12 protein-coding genes are annotated in these 15,048 nt (G+C 61.7%); 7 read left to right on the forward strand and 5 right to left on the reverse strand.

Annotated elements, in window-relative coordinates; all coding sequences use genetic code 11:
* Positions 1–234: 234 nt before the first annotated feature.
* Entirely contained in the window at positions 235–438 is a 204-nt protein-coding gene (locus JQ629_RS13585) for a hypothetical protein (RefSeq protein WP_212413106.1), read from the forward strand.
* Positions 439–476: 38 nt separating this feature from the next.
* On the opposite strand, the gene JQ629_RS13590 is transcribed toward JQ629_RS13585, so the two are convergent.
* The 3 genes from JQ629_RS13590 to JQ629_RS13600 all read right to left on the reverse strand — a co-directional run bounded on the left by JQ629_RS13590 (position 477) and on the right by JQ629_RS13600 (position 3,882).
* Positions 477–683 (reverse strand): hypothetical protein, encoded by a 207-nt coding sequence (locus JQ629_RS13590; RefSeq protein WP_212413107.1) that lies wholly within the window; start codon positions 681–683, stop codon positions 477–479.
* Positions 684–1,064: 381 nt separating this feature from the next.
* Positions 1,065–1,871, reverse strand: coding sequence for a hypothetical protein (locus tag JQ629_RS13595; RefSeq protein ID WP_212413108.1), 807 nt, complete (start codon positions 1,869–1,871; stop codon positions 1,065–1,067).
* Between the two features lie 208 nt (positions 1,872–2,079).
* A complete protein-coding gene (locus tag JQ629_RS13600) occupies positions 2,080–3,882 on the reverse strand; it encodes an NAD(P)/FAD-dependent oxidoreductase (protein ID WP_212413109.1) in 1,803 nt (600 codons plus the stop codon).
* Positions 3,883–4,461: 579 nt separating this feature from the next.
* Here JQ629_RS13600 and JQ629_RS13605 point away from each other — a divergent pair.
* The 3 genes from JQ629_RS13605 (at position 4,462) to JQ629_RS13615 (ending at position 7,275) form a co-directional block, all read left to right on the forward strand.
* Complete coding sequence (locus JQ629_RS13605; RefSeq protein ID WP_212265020.1) at positions 4,462–4,845, forward strand: GYD domain-containing protein; 384 nt, start codon at positions 4,462–4,464, stop codon at positions 4,843–4,845.
* Positions 4,846–5,098: 253 nt separating this feature from the next.
* Positions 5,099–5,638: a peptide-methionine (S)-S-oxide reductase MsrA gene (msrA, locus tag JQ629_RS13610; protein WP_212413110.1), complete on the forward strand. Its 540-nt coding sequence runs from the start codon at positions 5,099–5,101 to the stop codon at positions 5,636–5,638.
* Positions 5,635–7,275 carry an acetolactate synthase large subunit gene (locus tag JQ629_RS13615; protein ID WP_212413111.1) on the forward strand — a complete coding sequence of 547 codons (1,641 nt, stop codon included), beginning with the start codon at positions 5,635–5,637 and terminating at the stop codon, positions 7,273–7,275. The genes msrA and JQ629_RS13615 overlap by 4 nt, the downstream gene beginning before the upstream one ends.
* Positions 7,276–8,282: 1,007 nt before the next feature.
* Here the strand turns inward: JQ629_RS13615 and JQ629_RS13620 are convergent.
* Positions 8,283–8,744 carry an Lrp/AsnC family transcriptional regulator gene (locus tag JQ629_RS13620; protein ID WP_192734786.1) on the reverse strand — a complete coding sequence of 154 codons (462 nt, stop codon included), beginning with the start codon at positions 8,742–8,744 and terminating at the stop codon, positions 8,283–8,285.
* Between the two features lie 140 nt (positions 8,745–8,884).
* Between JQ629_RS13620 and JQ629_RS13625 the strand changes: the two genes are divergently transcribed.
* The 3 genes from JQ629_RS13625 to bla all read left to right on the forward strand — a co-directional run bounded on the left by JQ629_RS13625 (position 8,885) and on the right by bla (position 14,006).
* The gene (locus tag JQ629_RS13625) at positions 8,885–11,251 is read left to right on the forward strand and encodes a thiamine pyrophosphate-binding protein (RefSeq protein WP_212413112.1); all 2,367 of its coding nucleotides are present in this window, start codon (positions 8,885–8,887) and stop codon (positions 11,249–11,251) included.
* A 284-nt stretch (positions 11,252–11,535) separates the two neighbouring features.
* Positions 11,536–12,966: an aldehyde dehydrogenase family protein gene (locus JQ629_RS13630; protein WP_212265013.1), complete on the forward strand. Its 1,431-nt coding sequence runs from the start codon at positions 11,536–11,538 to the stop codon at positions 12,964–12,966.
* A gap of 149 nt (positions 12,967–13,115) precedes the next feature.
* The gene (bla, locus tag JQ629_RS13635) at positions 13,116–14,006 is read left to right on the forward strand and encodes a subclass B3 metallo-beta-lactamase (RefSeq protein WP_212413113.1); all 891 of its coding nucleotides are present in this window, start codon (positions 13,116–13,118) and stop codon (positions 14,004–14,006) included.
* Positions 14,007–14,033: 27 nt separating this feature from the next.
* On the opposite strand, the gene JQ629_RS13640 is transcribed toward bla, so the two are convergent.
* Positions 14,034–14,999, reverse strand: a complete 966-nt coding sequence (locus JQ629_RS13640) for an SMP-30/gluconolactonase/LRE family protein (protein ID WP_212413114.1) — start codon at positions 14,997–14,999, stop codon at positions 14,034–14,036.
* Positions 15,000–15,048: the final 49 nt, after the last annotated feature.

A 15,048-nucleotide genomic window follows, 5' to 3' on the forward strand; every position in this document is an offset into this window, starting at 1 on the left:
CATATTGTCGTCACGGCGTGGATCGCCCCCCCGGGTATGGCCAGCATAGCCTGCGACGAGAATGAGGCCGCTCGCGCGATTGCGCAAGGCGAGATGAAAGGCTCGTCCATGCCCATGTGCATTCTGTCGTCTTGTGCGAGCGCGTGCGGCCATGGCGGGCAACTCACCGTTACTTACCGGAAATAGCCGCCGCCCTCTTTCGAACGGCCGCTTCGGGCCGCAAAGGAGACGTTAATGCGCAAGCAAATGCATTTGAGCTCGTGGCTGATTGCGAATGAACAGGACCAATGTCGTTGTGCATGCCGATGCATCGATGCGCAGGGTTTGAAGCGCCTCTCTCAAGATTTGACGAATCGCGCGATGGCGTACTTCAAATATTGCCGATTGGCTCCGATGAGCATCGGGCGCGACTGTCTGATCCGGGATCTGGTGCTGTAGGGGCGGAAATGGATTGAAGCACTATGAGGTGGTGGACTTCACTCCCCGTGACCTCTTCCGGTTTCTGCCAGGTTATCTTCCGGGCCTTCGGTCACGTTGGACGGAGCAGGCCCCCCTTTGACGGGCGTCGTCATGGCGTCGTAGTTACTCGCAAGACGCAACAGTCGTTTCTTGATGAAGGGGTCGGCTTCGTTGGCAAGTTGCCTGATATGCCGGGCTCGGTCTTTATAAAACGCGTCGTCCATAAAGATCCCCAAATGCTGCAGGTCCGGCATCCAGCGGCTAGTGGCTTGGAACGATTAGCAGAGCCCTGAAAACGCTCGTGTGAACGAGATCACAAGAGCATGCAAAATGAACGATCAGTGGAACTTTGGCGGCTCGGCACGAATGTTCGTCGCGCGAAATGGAGTTGGTAGCCTGATAGCAAAGTGTAACGGACCATCGGGCGCAAACGGCCGCTTCTGGCGCGAAGCGGTCATTCGGCCAAATGCGGATGTCAGTGCCTTACGTCAAACGCGAATCGATCGGTGGCTACAAACGACGACGACATCGCGCGACGCTTAACGCGCTGTATCGGATCAAATCGCTGTTTCAGCACAAGACTTTGATGGACGTTGCATCGAAGGTTACCAGTCCTCGTCGTAGATCCACTCTCTTTGGATTCGAGGCCGCGCCCTTACGTGCGGCGACTGAAGCGTGCGCTCGGGCTTGCGCAAGGTCGGAGTCGGCTGCGCCGGAGGCGGTGACGTCTTGGGCGGGTTCTGCTCGGAAACCCTCGCCAGTGCGCGTTTCATCTCTTCCTGGTTCGCCTTGAGCTCCTCAATGGCCTTTGAACTGTCGCGGACTATTTGTTGCTGGTTCGCCTTGAGCTGTTCGATGTTTCGCTCGAGAGCCGCCAGATCGCGTGCCATCGTTTGCAGCAACTCTGCGTGATCAGGAAGCGCTGCAGTGGTTGTCGGCGCGGCGTCTTGCGGTGCGGGCTGGGGCAAGGGCGATGCTGGCGGTGGTGTTGGCTCCGCCGCGGCCACTTGAACGGTAGAGGGCGCCTGCAGGGCGGGTACCGGCGGATTTTCCGGCGGCAATGTTGAAACGAGCTGGGGGGCCCAACGGGCGACGACCAGCTTGGCCCCGGCTCCATAGGAGGACTGCAAAACCAGGGCAGCGACAACGATGCACGCCGCCAGCACCAAGCCGACGAGCGCCCGGCGCGCCGGCTTTCCAGGCGGTGATTGCGGGCGAGGTCCGGCCGAAGGAGGTCCGGCCGAAGGTGGGCGCTCGGCATCGTGCTCCATTTTTGCAACCTGTTCACTCACACGCGCAAGCTCTTCACTCGCGCGTGTGATCTGTCCGTAGGCGTGCGCGAGTCGTTCATCGGGGCGCGGGACCGGGGCATCGGGGGAGGCATTTGCCTTCGAAGTGGGTGTGGAGTTCATTGGCGCTTCCCTTTTCCGTCCAACGTCATCCCAAGGTTGAGGTCGACTATTCGTCGGGTCGACCAGCCGCCGACACTGCGTTCAGTCTTGTTCAAAGAATGGCCGCATGATGGAGAGAATGCTCCTATGCTGGTCGGACATCAGCAGACCAGCCGGGCCGGCCGATAGGTGCCGTCTCCAGGCCTGCTCAAAGCAATCGAACAGGCAATCAGTTCAGATGGTGGGCCTTCTGGAGGCCGTAAACCGATGTTGGAATGCCTTCCATTCGTGCCTTCAACTGGAGGGACAGAAACTGGGAGTAGTGACGTGACTGGTGCAGGTTACCGCCATGGAACCAAAGCCCCTCCTGCTGCGTCGGCTTCCACATATTTCGCTCTTCGCCTTCCCATGGGCCGGGGTCTTTGGTCGTATTCGAGCCTAGTCCCCAGACCTTGCCTACCTTGTCGGCAACTTCCCTGGAGATCAGGTCCGCGGCGAAGCCGTTCATCGAACCGTAGCCGGTGGCGTAAACGACGAGATCAGCCGGCAGCTCGGTCCCGTCGGTCAAGATGACGGAATGTTCCGTGAGCTTTTTGACATCGACGCCGCTCTTCAGCTTGATGCTGCCATTGGCTACCAATTCCGAAGCGCCGACGTCGATGTAGTATCCGGATCCACGCCGCAGGTATTTCATGAACAAACCGGAATCGTCGTCACCATAATCGAGCAGGAAGCCTGCCTTCTCGAGGCGTTTGTAGTAGTCGGCATCGCGTTCCCTGATCGCGTTATAAACCGGGATCTGGAACTCGTGCAGAATCTTGTAAGGCAGTGACGCAAAGATCAGGTCGGCCTTGGCCGTCGTCATTCCGGACTGGACCGCCTGTTCGGAGTAAAGCGAGGCCAATCCGAGCTCCATCAGCGAGTCCGACTTCACAACGTGGGTCGTCGAGCGCTGAACCATGGTAACGTCCGCTCCGGCTTCCCAAAGCGCGGCACAAATATCGTGGGCGGAATTGTTCGAGCCGATCACCACGGCTTTCTTGTTCTTGTATTTGTCCGGCCCCGGATGCTGCGACGAATGGTGGTGATCGCCCTTGAAAATCTCCATGCCTTCGAATTTCGGCGTGTTGGGCTTGGCTGACATTCCCGTCGCTAGTACGAGCTGTTTTGGCTTGAGGACGATTTCTTTGCCGTCGCGCTGCACGATGACGGTCCACTCGCGGCTCTTGTCGTCGTAGGATGCCTTCTTGCATTCGGTTGAGCCCCAGTAATTGAGCTCCATCACCTTTGCATACATTTCGAGCCAGTCCCCGATCTTGTCCTTCGGTGAGAAGACCGGCCAGTTCCGGGGAAACGGCAGATAGGGCAGATGATCATACCAAACAGGATCATGCAGGCAGAGTGACTTGTAGCGTTTGCGCCAGCTGTCGCCAGGTCGTTCGTTCTTTTCGATGATGATTGTCGGCACATTGAGCTGGCGCAGCCGGGCTCCGAGTGCGATGCCGCCCTGACCGCCACCAACAATGACGCAATAGGGTTGGCGCGTGTAGCCGAGTTCGGCCGCTTCGGCCTCGCGTTCTTCCTTCCACGTTTTTCGGTTGCGTTCGGCGCCGTGTTTTGCCCCCATCGGACGGTCGAAGCCCACGGCCTCTTCGTGTCCCTTGAGTTCGCTCATGGTCGTCAGCAACGTCCAGATCCGGCCGTCTTTCAGGCGGATGTGGCCAAAGCCACGCGCGACCTCCGTTTCGAATTGTATCCAGCTCTCTATAATTCCATCTGTTTCGGAAGCGTCCTCTCCGTCCGCAATTTTCCAGCTCGACGGCTTCGTATCGGCGAGCCGCGCCGTGAGCATGTCGCGAACCTGTTCCTTGCCCTCCATTGTCTTGATGTTCCAGGTGAAGGTAACGAGGTCGCGCCAGTAGCAGTCAGCCTGAAAGAGATCGACGGCGCGTTCCACCTCGCCAGCGGACAGCGCTTTGTCGAGCGCGTTGAGCAGATCAGACACTTTTCCGTCCGGGGCCTTGTCGAGCATGATGTCCTCCCTTGTGCCGATGGCAGAGCTGCGCTCTTTTCTCGTTCCGGCGAACTGAAGCCGAGGCTCCGACGAAAGCGATGAGCTCGCGCAGTGTCATTCGGTCATTCAGGACATATCTAAATTCTAGCACTTTGCGCCGAAGAGGCGAGGGGGAATCAGCCAATCGGGGTCAGAATGCGGCCAGGCATCGGGATTGGGTCCGACACCTGATTTTCAGGAAACGTCCGGTTTTTTGACGCGCAAGCGACCGCAACGAGCAGCGCATGCTGAGCCATCGAGCGATCTCCTCTCGTTCAGAAAGGCTGAGCGCCTGTTTGGCACGGTGCCGATCCGGAGGACGAATGCCGCCGGCCTGCCAGCGATCCCGGATCTCGGATCGCTGGGCCCGCCGAGTAGTAAATGCGACGTCGCTGCTTCATGTCCACACTCCATCCTTGCTAAAAGATTAGAGTGTTGCGCTGACCAATTGAGCCCACCCCCCATTTCGGACATTCGATTGCAATGTTAATGCGAACATCACCGCGACACGACGTTACTTCGGAGAATGGTCCACTAGCGAATGCAGAGGAGGCCAGCATGACGATTTACATTTCTCAAGGTCGTTACACCGCAGCGGCCATCAAGGGGATGACTGCGAAGCCGGAGGACCGTTCCGAGGCGGTCGCGGAGTTGTTCGCCGCCGCCGGTGCTCGACTGATCAGTTGGTATCTGACTTTGGGACCCTACGATTGGCTAATCATAGCGGAAGCGCCGGATGAACCCACGATGATTTCAGCGGTGCTTGCGGCCGCGGCGGGTGGAAGCCTTTCAGACATAACCACTACCGTGGCGCTCACGGCGAGTGATACGGCAAAGGCCTTCCAGCGGGCAGGCGAGCTTACTCTGAAATTCAGATCGGCGGGCCGTGCCGATTACTACGGAGTAGGGATCGATTCGGGCCGTGAGATTGGCGAGGCTTGAATGCCAAATTCTGGGATCTGCGCTGCCGCCGACATGACGGAGCCAGCAGGGTCGTGGGCAATAGGCGTGCCCGCTGCTGCTTCGTCAGCTGAGCGTGGGCTGCCGGATCGCTCATGCAACTCGAATGAACGGCCGTTTCCGGCGCAAGGCAGCCGCTTGTTGCCGTTTGCAATTTGGCATCGTTCGGCCGCATTATGCGCGCTTGATGGCTTGCGGGGAATGACGCCCGCAGCGAAGCGAAGGGAGGACCGACATGACGGTTTCGACGGAACGCGCAGTCCTTGCCGGTGGCTGCTTCTGGGGTGTGCAGGATTTGCTGCGCCGCTATCCCGGCGTGATCTCAACCCGCGTGGGCTACACCGGCGGCGAGGTGCCGAATGCGACCTATCGCAACCATGGCAATCACGCGGAAGGCATCGAGATCATCTTCGATCCGAAAGTGATCGGCTATCGCAAGCTGCTGGAGTTCTTTTTCCAGATCCATGATCCCTCGACCTTGAACCGCCAGGGCAACGATCTGGGCCCGAGCTACCGGTCGGCCATCTTCTATACCAATGATGAGCAGAAGCGGGTCGCGGAAGACACCATCGCCGACGTGGATGCCGCCGGCTTGTGGCCGGGCAAGGTCGTCACCGAGGTGGCGCCCGTCGGGCCGTTCTGGGAGGCGGAGCCCGAGCATCAGGATTATCTGGAGAAATATCCTGACGGTTACACCTGCCACTTCATCCGGCCGGACTGGACGCTGCCGCACCGGGCGGAGAAAGCGGAGCCGGGTGTGAGGGGAGCCGCGTGACCAAAGCCTCCGATCTCCTGGTGGCGGCCCTCGAGAACGAGGGCGTCGAATACATCTTCGCCATTCCCGGCGAGGAGAACCTCGACGTGCTGGAGTCGCTGCGGCGTTCGAAGATCAAGCTCGTGCTGACGCGGCACGAGCAGGCCGCCGGCTTCATGGCGGCCACCTATGGCCGGCTCACCGGACGGGCGGGCGTCTGCCTGACGACGCTCGGTCCCGGCGCGCTCAACCTGACGACATCAGCGGCCTACGCGCATCTCGGCGCGATGCCGATGGTGATGATCACAGGACAGAAGGCGATCCGGAGCAGCCGTCAGGCGCGCTTCCAGATCGTCGACATCGTCGCGACCATGCGGCCGCTGACCAAGATGGCGACGCAGATCGTGTCAGCGCAGAGTATTCCGACCCTGGTTCGCGATGCCTTCCGCGTGGCGCAGCAGGAGCGGCCGGGCCCGGTGCATCTCGAACTGCCCGAGGACATCGCGGCCGATGAAGCCACTGCCGATATGATTCCGCCGCACACCGTCGAGCTGCCGGTGGCGCCATCAGCGGCGATCGATCGCGCCGCTGCCATGATCATGGCCGCCAAAAAGCCGCTCGTGATGCTGGGCGCCGCGGCAAGCCGCCCGCAACTCGCCGAGCCGCTGTCGGCATTCGTGCGGCGATGCAAGATTCCGTTCTTTAACACCCAGATGGGCAAGGGCGCCGTCAATGCCGGCTCCAATCTCTATATGGGCACCGCCGCGTTGTCGGAACGGGATTGGGTGCACGAGGCCATCGACCAGGCCGACCTGATCATCTCGATCGGCCATGACACCGTCGAAAAGCCGCCGTTCCTGATGGGCCATAACGGACCGCAGGTGATCCATGTCGGCGTCACGCCGGCGACGGTGGAGCAGGTCTACTTCCCGCAGGCCGAGATCGTCGGTGACGTCGGCGCCGGCCTTGCCGCATTGGCCGATCGCCTCGAAGGCAAGCTCCCCAACGCCTCGGCATTGCTAAGTTTGCGCGAAGGGATTCTTGCCCACCTCGCCGAGCGCTCGACCGAGGACCGGTTTCCGCTGACGCCGCAGCGCATCGTGCACGACGTCCGCTCCGTCATCCCGCCGGATGGCATCGTGGCCCTCGACAACGGCATGTACAAGATCTGGTTCGCCCGCAACTATCGCACCAGCGTCGCCAACACGTTGCTGCTCGACAACGCGCTCGCGACCATGGGGGCCGGGCTGCCTTCGGCGATCGCAGCGGCGCTGCTCCACCCCAGGCGCCGCGTGCTGGCGGTCTGCGGCGACGGCGGCTTCATGATGAATTCGCAGGAGCTGGAAACGGCGGTGCGGCTCAAGTTGAACCTCGTCGTGCTGATACTGGAGGATCGCGCCTACGGCATGATCCGCTGGAAACAGGAAGTCGATGAATTTCCCGACTTCGGCCTCGAGTTCGGCAATCCTGATTTCGTCGCCTATGCGAAGTCCTACGGCGCCAGGGGCGCGCGCGTCGGCAAGGTCTCGGAGCTCTCGACCATGCTGGAGGGAGCTTTCAGCGAAGGCGGCGTGCATCTCGTCGTGGTGCCCGTCGACTACAGCGAGAACATACGCGTGCTGGTCGACGAGCTGCACTCGGTGGCCCAGGCGGTCTGAAAGCGCGCTTCTGGCGCCAAGTGCCAACGACAAACACCCCCGTCGTCCCGGCCTTGAGCGCAGATGCGCAATTGCGCATCGGGGGACCCATACGCCGCGGCAGAGATTGTTGCGCACGATGGTCGACGGCTTTTTTCAACAACAGATGACCGGGGTTATGGGTCCCTGCGTTCGCAGGGACGACGAAATACCTTTCTCCTCACACCGGAAGCGCGTAGCCCGCATGAGCTCCGCGATATGCGGGGCGATGCGACACAAGATCCGGATATCGAGTTGCTCATCCGGGCTACGGACTACAACATCTAGCCCGTCGGGCAAATCAGTTCTGATTTACGGAATTCTTGTCAAGCCCTGAAATTAAAAATATTTCTGTTTACCAGAATAGAAATCAGAGGTATGTGTTTGTCCATCCCGTCCTACTCAGAAGGGCGTCGGCCGTCGTCACGGACGTTGGGCGGGTTGCGGTGGACGCTTGTTTGCGCTGAGACGATGGCGCGGACTAAGCGTACGGCAAAACCGTGTGGTCCTGGCACCCGTTGCAGGTGTCAAGCTGTCGGGTAGGCGAGAGCTGAACGGCAGCGACGGAGTCAACCAAGAACTCGTCTCCGGGGAGAGCACGGCATAAGCCGTAAAGCCATTGCGCAGGGAAGGCCGGGTGTTCTCCGCTGCCCTGTATGCTCGTGTGCACATTGTTTTGTGCAAACCGCACGCGAGACCGCGGGTGCAGCGCGCACCCGGTCTTCCCTGCGCCCTCTTGATGAGAGGGCGGGAAGTTTCTGGCAAAGCTCGGGCGCATCGCGTCGCGAGAATGCGAAGGCGCGTTTTGGATGATGGTGCCTACAACAAACACCGCCGTCGTCCCGGCGAACGCCGGGACCCATACGCCGCGGCCCATCGGTGAGTGCGCTGACGTTAGATACCTTTCGCAAAATAACCGCCGCGGAGTATGGGTCCCGGCGTTCGCCGGGACGACGAAAGACGGGACGACGAGAGATGAGTGCTTTTCCTCACACCGGCAGCGCGATCGAATATTTCACCTGGCTCAGCGCAAAACTCGACTCGATCGACGCAATCCCATCCAGCCGCGTCAGCTTGTTCTTCAAGAACGCCTCGTAGGACGACAGATCGGCGGCGACGACACGGAGCAGGTAATCGCGATTTCCCGTCATCAGGTAGCATTCCAGCACCTCGTCCCATTTCGAGATCGCTTTCGCAAACCGGTTGAGGTCTTCTTCCTTCTGCCGCGCCAGCTTGATCGAGATGAAGACGCTGACATGCAGGCCGAGCGATTTCTGGTCGACGGTGGCGATATAGCGCGTGATGACGCCGCGCTCTTCGAGCAGTTTCACCCGGCGGTGGCAGGGCGACACCGAGAGTCCGACCTTCTCGGAGAGCTCCTGCATGGTCATGCGGCTGTCGGATTGCAGCAGGCTGAGGATCTTGCGGTCGATGGCGTCGAGGGCGTGCATTGGAATGAACTCTGGATAATGGGGTTCAGATTGGGATTTTATCCCAATTTTGGCCGGTATGTCGCGTAAATTTGAGATTTCTGTGAGCCTGATGACCGCTAAAATTTCGCCAGCTTGACCCCTGAGTCCGGAGCACCGCCATGCCCATCGAGCCCGCACGCCTGGAATTATTGTCCGCGCTGTCGCGAAAAGTGCTCTGGCTGTCGTCGTGGACCATCCACCACGCCAATCACATCCGCGCCAACGCCGACGGCCTGAAGGTCGGCGGCCATCAGGCCTCTTCGGCATCGCTCGCCAACATCATGTCGGCGCTGTATTTCTCGGTGCTGCGGCCGCAGGACCGCGTCGCGGTGAAGCCGCATGCGAGCCCGGTGTTTCACGCCATCCAGTACCTGTTCGGGCATCAGACCCGCGAGAAGCTGGAGAATTTCCGCGGCTTCAAGGGCGCGCAATCCTATCCGTCGCGCACCAAGGACGCCGACGACGTCGATTTCTCCACCGGCTCGGTCGGCCTCGGCGTGGCGCAAACCCTGTTCTCCTCGCTGGTGCAGGATTACATCACGTCGCATGGCTGGATGAAAGATCGTCCCGAGGGGCGCATGATCGCGCTGGTCGGCGACGCCGAAATGGACGAGGGCAATATCTTCGAGGCGTTGCTCGAGGGCTGGAAGCACGGGCTGCGCAACACCTGGTGGGTGGTCGACTACAACCGCCAGAGCCTGGACGCCGTGGTGCGCGAAGGGCTCTGGGAAAAGTTCGAATCCATGTTCCGCAATTTCGGCTGGGACGTCAGAATCGTGAAATATGGCACGCTGATGCAGGCAGCGTTCGCCGAACCCGGCGGCGAGGCGCTGCGGCGCTGGATCGATAATTGCCCGAACCAGATGTATGCCGCGCTGTGCTTCCAGGGCGGTGCCGCGTTCCGCAAGCACCTGCAGGACGACATCGGCGATCAAGGTCTGGTGACGCAACTGATCGACCGGCGCAGCGACGAGGAGCTTTTGGCGCTGATGTCCAATCTCGGCGGCCACGACATGACCAGCATGATCGATGCCTTCGAGTCGATCGATCATGATCGCCCGGTCTGCTTCATCGCCTACACCATCAAGGGCGTCGGGCTGCCGATGCAGGGCCACAAGGACAACCATGCGGGTCTGATGACGGTCGCGCAGATGGAAAAATGGCGTGCGGCGCAGAACATCCGCCCCGGTCATGAATGGGAGAAGTTCGAAGGGTTGTCGCATGATGCAGCTGATCTCGAAGCGTTCCTCACCGAAGCGCCGTTCAACGCCGAGGGCCGCCGGCGCCTCACCGCGCCCGTAATCGAGGTGCCCGAGCGGCTCGCCTTCAAGGCGGCGGCGCAGATGTCGACCCAGCAAGGCTTTGGCCTCGTGCTCAACGAACTGGCGCGCGGCGACACCGAACTGGCCTCGCGCATCGTCACCACGTCGCCTGACGTGACGGTGTCGACCAATCTCGGCGCCTGGGTCAACCGGCGCGGCCTGTTCGCCAAGGCTGAAAACCACGATCTGTTCCGCCAGGAGAAAATCCCCTCGACCTTCAACTGGGATTTCTCGCCGAAGGGCCAGCACCTCGAGCTTGGCATCGCCGAGATGAACCTGTTCATCATGCTTTCGGCGCTGGGTTTGTCGCATCAGATCAACGGCGAGCGGCTGCTGCCGATCGGCACGCTGTACGATCCCTTCATCCAGCGCGGCCTCGATGCGATGAATTACGCCTGCTACCAGGACGCGCGCTTCATGGTGGCGGCGACGCCGTCGGGCATTACGCTGGCGCCGGAAGGCGGCGCGCACCAGTCGATCGCCACGCCCCTGATCGGCATTGCACAGGACGGCCTGGCCTCATTCGAGCCGGCCTTTGTCGATGAACTCTCCGTGATCATGGGCTGGGGTTTTGCGCATATGCAGCGCGAAGCGGGTGAAGGCGGATCGGTCTATTTGCGGCTGTCGACCCGGACCATCGACCAGCCGCAGCGGATCATGACACCGGACCTGCAGCGCGAGATCACCGAAGGCGCCTATTGGCTGCGCAAGCCGGGTGCGAACTGCGACGTCGTGATCGCCTATACCGGCGCGGTCGCGCCCGAGGCGATCGAGGCGGTCGGCTTCATCGGGGAGAGCCACCGGGACGTTGGACTATTGGCGGTGACCTCGGCGGACCGGCTGCATTCAGGCTGGACCGCGGCGCGAAAACTGCGCCGCGACCGCCGCGGCGTGGCGCATCTCAGCCATATCGAACAATTGCTGGCGCCGCTGCCGCGCGACTGCGGCATTGTCAGCGTGATCGACGGCCATCCGGCGGCGCTGGGCTGGCTCGGCAGCGTGCGCGGGCACCGGGTGGAGGCGCTGGGCGTCGAGCAGTTCGGCCAGACCGGCACCATCGCCGACCTCTACCGCCACCACGGCATGGACGCCAACGCCATCATCGATGCGGCGGAAAGCCTCACGGTGGGAGCGCCGGTGCGGCATCGGAAGATGGCGGTGTGACGCGTCGCCCCGGCGGAGGCCGGGGCCCATACTCCGCAGTGGTTGTGTTAATCGGTGTCGGCCGGAGTGCCAAAATGAGAGTTCACGGCGTATGGGCCCCGGCCTTCGCCGGGGCGACGGTTACCGTCTTGCATCCGTCACGCGCCTGACCTTATATCCGGTGCCTGCCGCGACGCGGCATCCCGCATATGGCGGGTTCAATTGCCGGGATTTTCGTGCAAGGATGCCTGCCGAACGCCCCCGTTCCCTTAATCCTTCCGTCCTGTGAAATAACGAGGTTTCCGATGGTCAACCGTATGCAATTCTACATCGACGGCGCCTGGGTCGATCCCGCCGTCAAGAAGTCCACGCCCGTCGTCAATCCGGCGACCGAAGAGGCGATGTATGAGGTTGCGCTCGGCTCGAAGGCCGATCTCGACAAGGCCGTCGCTGCCGCCAAGCGCGCCTTCGTGACCTTCTCGCAGACCAGCCGCGAGGAGCGCGTCGCGCTCTTGGAAAAGATCATCGAGATCTATAAGGGCCGCATGAAGGACATCGGCGCTGCCGTTTCCGACGAAATGGGCGCGCCGCTGCCGATGGCAGAGCGCCTGCAGGCCGGCGCCGGCCTCGGCCACATCGCTTCCACGCTGGAAGTGCTGAAGAACTATCATTTCGAGGAAAACCTCGGCACCGCCACGGTGCTGCGTGAGCCCGTCGGCGTCATCGGCATGATCACGCCGTGGAACTGGCCGCTGAACCAGATCGCCTGCAAGGTCGCGCCCGCGCTTGCCGCCGGCTGCACCATGATCCTGAAGCCGTCGGAATTCACGCCGACCTCGGCATTGATTTTCGCGGAAATCCTCCATGAAGCCGGCGTGCCGAAGGGGGTGTTCAACCTCGTCAACGGCCTCGGCCCCGAGGTGGGTGCCGCGATGAGCGAGCATCCTGACATCGACATGATCTCGTTCACCGGCTCGACCCGCGCCGGCGTCGATGTCGCCAAGCGCGCCGCGCCGACCGTGAAGCGTGTCAGCCAGGAACTCGGCGGCAAGTCGCCGAACGTGATCCTGGAAGGCGCCGACCTCACCAAGGCCGTCACCGGCGGCGTCATGCACATGTTCAACAACTCCGGACAATCGTGCAACGCGCCGTCGCGGATGATCGTGCCGCTGTCGAAGATGAAGGAAGTCGCCGCCATCGCGAAGGCGGTCGCCGACAAGACCAAGGCGGGCGATCCCCGTGCCGACGGCACCACCATCGGCCCGGTCGTGTCCCGCATCCAGTGGGACAAGATCCAGGCGCTGATCCACAAGGGCATCGAGGAAGGTGCAACCCTCGTGGCCGGTGGTCCCGGTCTGCCCGAGGGCGTCAACAAGGGCTTCTACGTACGCCCGACCATCTTCGCCGACGTCACCAACGACATGACCATCGCCCGCGAGGAAATCTTCGGACCGGTGCTCACGATCCTCGGTGCCAAGGACGAAGCCGAGGCGGTCAAGATCGCCAACGACACGCCGTATGGTCTGGCCGGTTACGTCACCGGTGACACCGTCGAAAGCGCGCGCCGCGTCGGCAAGCAGATCCGCGCCGGCAACGTCAACCTGCAGGGCGTCCCGAACGACCGCACCGCGCCGTTCGGCGGCTACAAGCAGTCCGGCAACGGCCGCGAGTGGGGCAAGTACGGCCTGGAGGAATATCTCGAAGTGAAGGCGGTCGCCGGCTACAACGCCGCGTAAGCTGATGCGGCGCTGCTAACGCCGTCTATTCAAAACAATGCCGGCTGCCCCAAAGCAGCCGGCATTGTCGTTAGAGTGCATGGTAGAGGCTTGCATCAACGCGCAGCCGCAATGATGCGAAGACAAAAAAACAAAAAGGGAGATCGGATATGAGGAAACTGGCCATTGCGCTTGTCGCGCTGATTCCGTTGACCGGCGCAGCTCAAGCCCAGACTCCAAAGGATCTGATCGCCGCGCTGCTGGTGAAATGGAACGAGCCGACGCCGCCGTTCAAGATGATCGGCAACGTCTACTATGTCGGCACCAACGGCCTTGCGTCCTATCTCATCACGTCGCCGCAGGGGCATATCCTGGTCGATACTGTCATGCCGGACGCCACGTCGCAGATCAAAGGCAATATCGAGAAGCTCGGCTTCAAGATCACCGACATCAAATATCTCCTGAATACCCACGCCCATATTGACCACGCCGGTGGTCTGGCCGAAATGAAAGCTGCGAGCGGCGCCCAGCTTGTCGCCGGCGAAGCCGACAAGCCGTTGCTCGAAGGCGGCTACTATCCGGGAGCGCGCGAGGACACCGCGCTCGCGTTTCCGCCGGTCAAGGTTGACCGCACGGTTCGCGAGGGCGACACGGTTACGCTTGGCGACGTGAAGCTGACCGCGCGCGAAACGCCCGGCCATTCGCCGGGCTGCACCAGCTGGGAATTTTCGGTGAAGGACGGCGATGCCACCCGCTCGGTCCTGATTTTCTGCAGCGGCACGGTGGCACTGAACCGCCTCGTGACCAACCCGACCTATCCCGGGATCGTCGCCGATTACCGCAAGACGTTCGCGCGGGCCAAGGACATGAAGGTGGACGTCCTGCTCGCGCCGCATCCGGAAATGTACAAGATGCAGGAGAAGCGCGCCAAACTGGCCGACGGCGCGCCCAATCCGTTCGTCAATCCCGGTGAATTCAACACCTATGCCGCGACGCTGGAAAAGGCCTTCGAGGAGGGCCTGGCCAAGCAGACCGCCGCCGCGCAGGAAAAGAAGGGCTGAACCGGCGCGGGCAGGGATGGCGCTGACTTATCCCCCGAGCGCGCCTTGCGTGTTCACATACAGCGCGTAGATCGACTGGCTCGCGGCCATGAACAGCCGGTTGCGCTTGAGGCCGCCGAAGCAGAGGTTGGCACAGCGTTCGGGCAGGGCGATGCGGCCGATCATGACGCCGTCGGGCGCGAACACGACGACGCCGTCGAGTTCGGGATCGCCCATCCCCCAGCCGCACCACAGATTGCCGTCGATGTCGGCGCGCATGCCGTCGGGCGTGCCGGGACCGGCATCGACGAAGACGCGCTTGTCGGAAAGCGTGTTGCCGCCGGGCGAGACGTCGTAGGCGAGGATCTTGCGGGTCGGCACGCCCCGGGATTCGATGACGTAGAGAATCTTCTCATCCGGCGAGAAGCAAAGCCCGTTCGGCCCCAAAATGCCCTCGGCGACGATGGTCGCTTGTCCGGTGGCGCCATCAATCCGGTAGACATTCATGTCGAGTTCGGGCTCGGCCTTGTAGCCCTCGTAATTGCCGAGCAGGCCGAAGATCGGATCGGTGAACCAGATCGAACCGTCCGATTTCACCACGACGTCGTTCGGCGAATTCAGCCGCTTGCCGCCAAAGGAATCGATCAGCACCGTGATCGAGCCGTCATATTCGGTTCTGACAACACGCCGGCCGCCGTGCTCGCAGGTGATCAGGCGGCCCTGGCGGTCGCGGGTATGGCCGTTGGCGAAATTCGACGGCTTGCGGTAGTGGCTGACCGCGCCGGTCTCCTCTTCCCACTTGATGATGCGGTTGTTGGGAATGTCGCTGCACAACAGATAGCGCCCGTCGCCGAACCATACCGGTCCTTCGGCCCAGCGCAGGCCGGTGGTCAGCCGTTCTACCGCCGAAAGCTTGAGCCAGTATTTCTCAAATCGCGGATCGAGGGCGTGAATCGCCGGATCGGGATAATAGGTCGCCGGCTGCCAGCCGGCGCGGGGTGTTACCTCGGACATTTGCTGTTCTCGTTGCTGTTGCGTTTCCTCGCGGTTTGGTTTGCTATCA

This window comes from Bradyrhizobium sp. AUGA SZCCT0222 (genome assembly GCF_018130205.1).
In the GTDB taxonomy this organism is placed as follows: Bacteria; Pseudomonadota; Alphaproteobacteria; order Rhizobiales; family Xanthobacteraceae; genus Bradyrhizobium.

Excerpts from the sequence above, each read along its gene's own strand:
- JQ629_RS13585 (WP_212413106.1), top strand. The coding sequence starts at position 235 with ATGCGCAAGCAAATGCATTTGAGCTCGTGGCTGATTGCGAATGAACAG.
- JQ629_RS13590 (WP_212413107.1), bottom strand. The coding sequence starts at position 683 with ATGGACGACGCGTTTTATAAAGACCGAGCCCGGCATATCAGGCAACTT.
- JQ629_RS13595 (WP_212413108.1), bottom strand. The coding sequence starts at position 1,871 with ATGAACTCCACACCCACTTCGAAGGCAAATGCCTCCCCCGATGCCCCG.
- JQ629_RS13600 (WP_212413109.1), bottom strand. The coding sequence starts at position 3,882 with ATGCTCGACAAGGCCCCGGACGGAAAAGTGTCTGATCTGCTCAACGCG.
- JQ629_RS13605 (WP_212265020.1), top strand. The coding sequence starts at position 4,462 with ATGACGATTTACATTTCTCAAGGTCGTTACACCGCAGCGGCCATCAAG.
- msrA (WP_212413110.1), top strand. The coding sequence starts at position 5,099 with ATGACGGTTTCGACGGAACGCGCAGTCCTTGCCGGTGGCTGCTTCTGG.
- JQ629_RS13620 (WP_192734786.1), bottom strand. The coding sequence starts at position 8,744 with ATGCACGCCCTCGACGCCATCGACCGCAAGATCCTCAGCCTGCTGCAA.
- JQ629_RS13625 (WP_212413112.1), top strand. The coding sequence starts at position 8,885 with ATGCCCATCGAGCCCGCACGCCTGGAATTATTGTCCGCGCTGTCGCGA.
- JQ629_RS13630 (WP_212265013.1), top strand. The coding sequence starts at position 11,536 with ATGGTCAACCGTATGCAATTCTACATCGACGGCGCCTGGGTCGATCCC.
- bla (WP_212413113.1), top strand. The coding sequence starts at position 13,116 with ATGAGGAAACTGGCCATTGCGCTTGTCGCGCTGATTCCGTTGACCGGC.
- JQ629_RS13640 (WP_212413114.1), bottom strand. The coding sequence starts at position 14,999 with ATGTCCGAGGTAACACCCCGCGCCGGCTGGCAGCCGGCGACCTATTAT.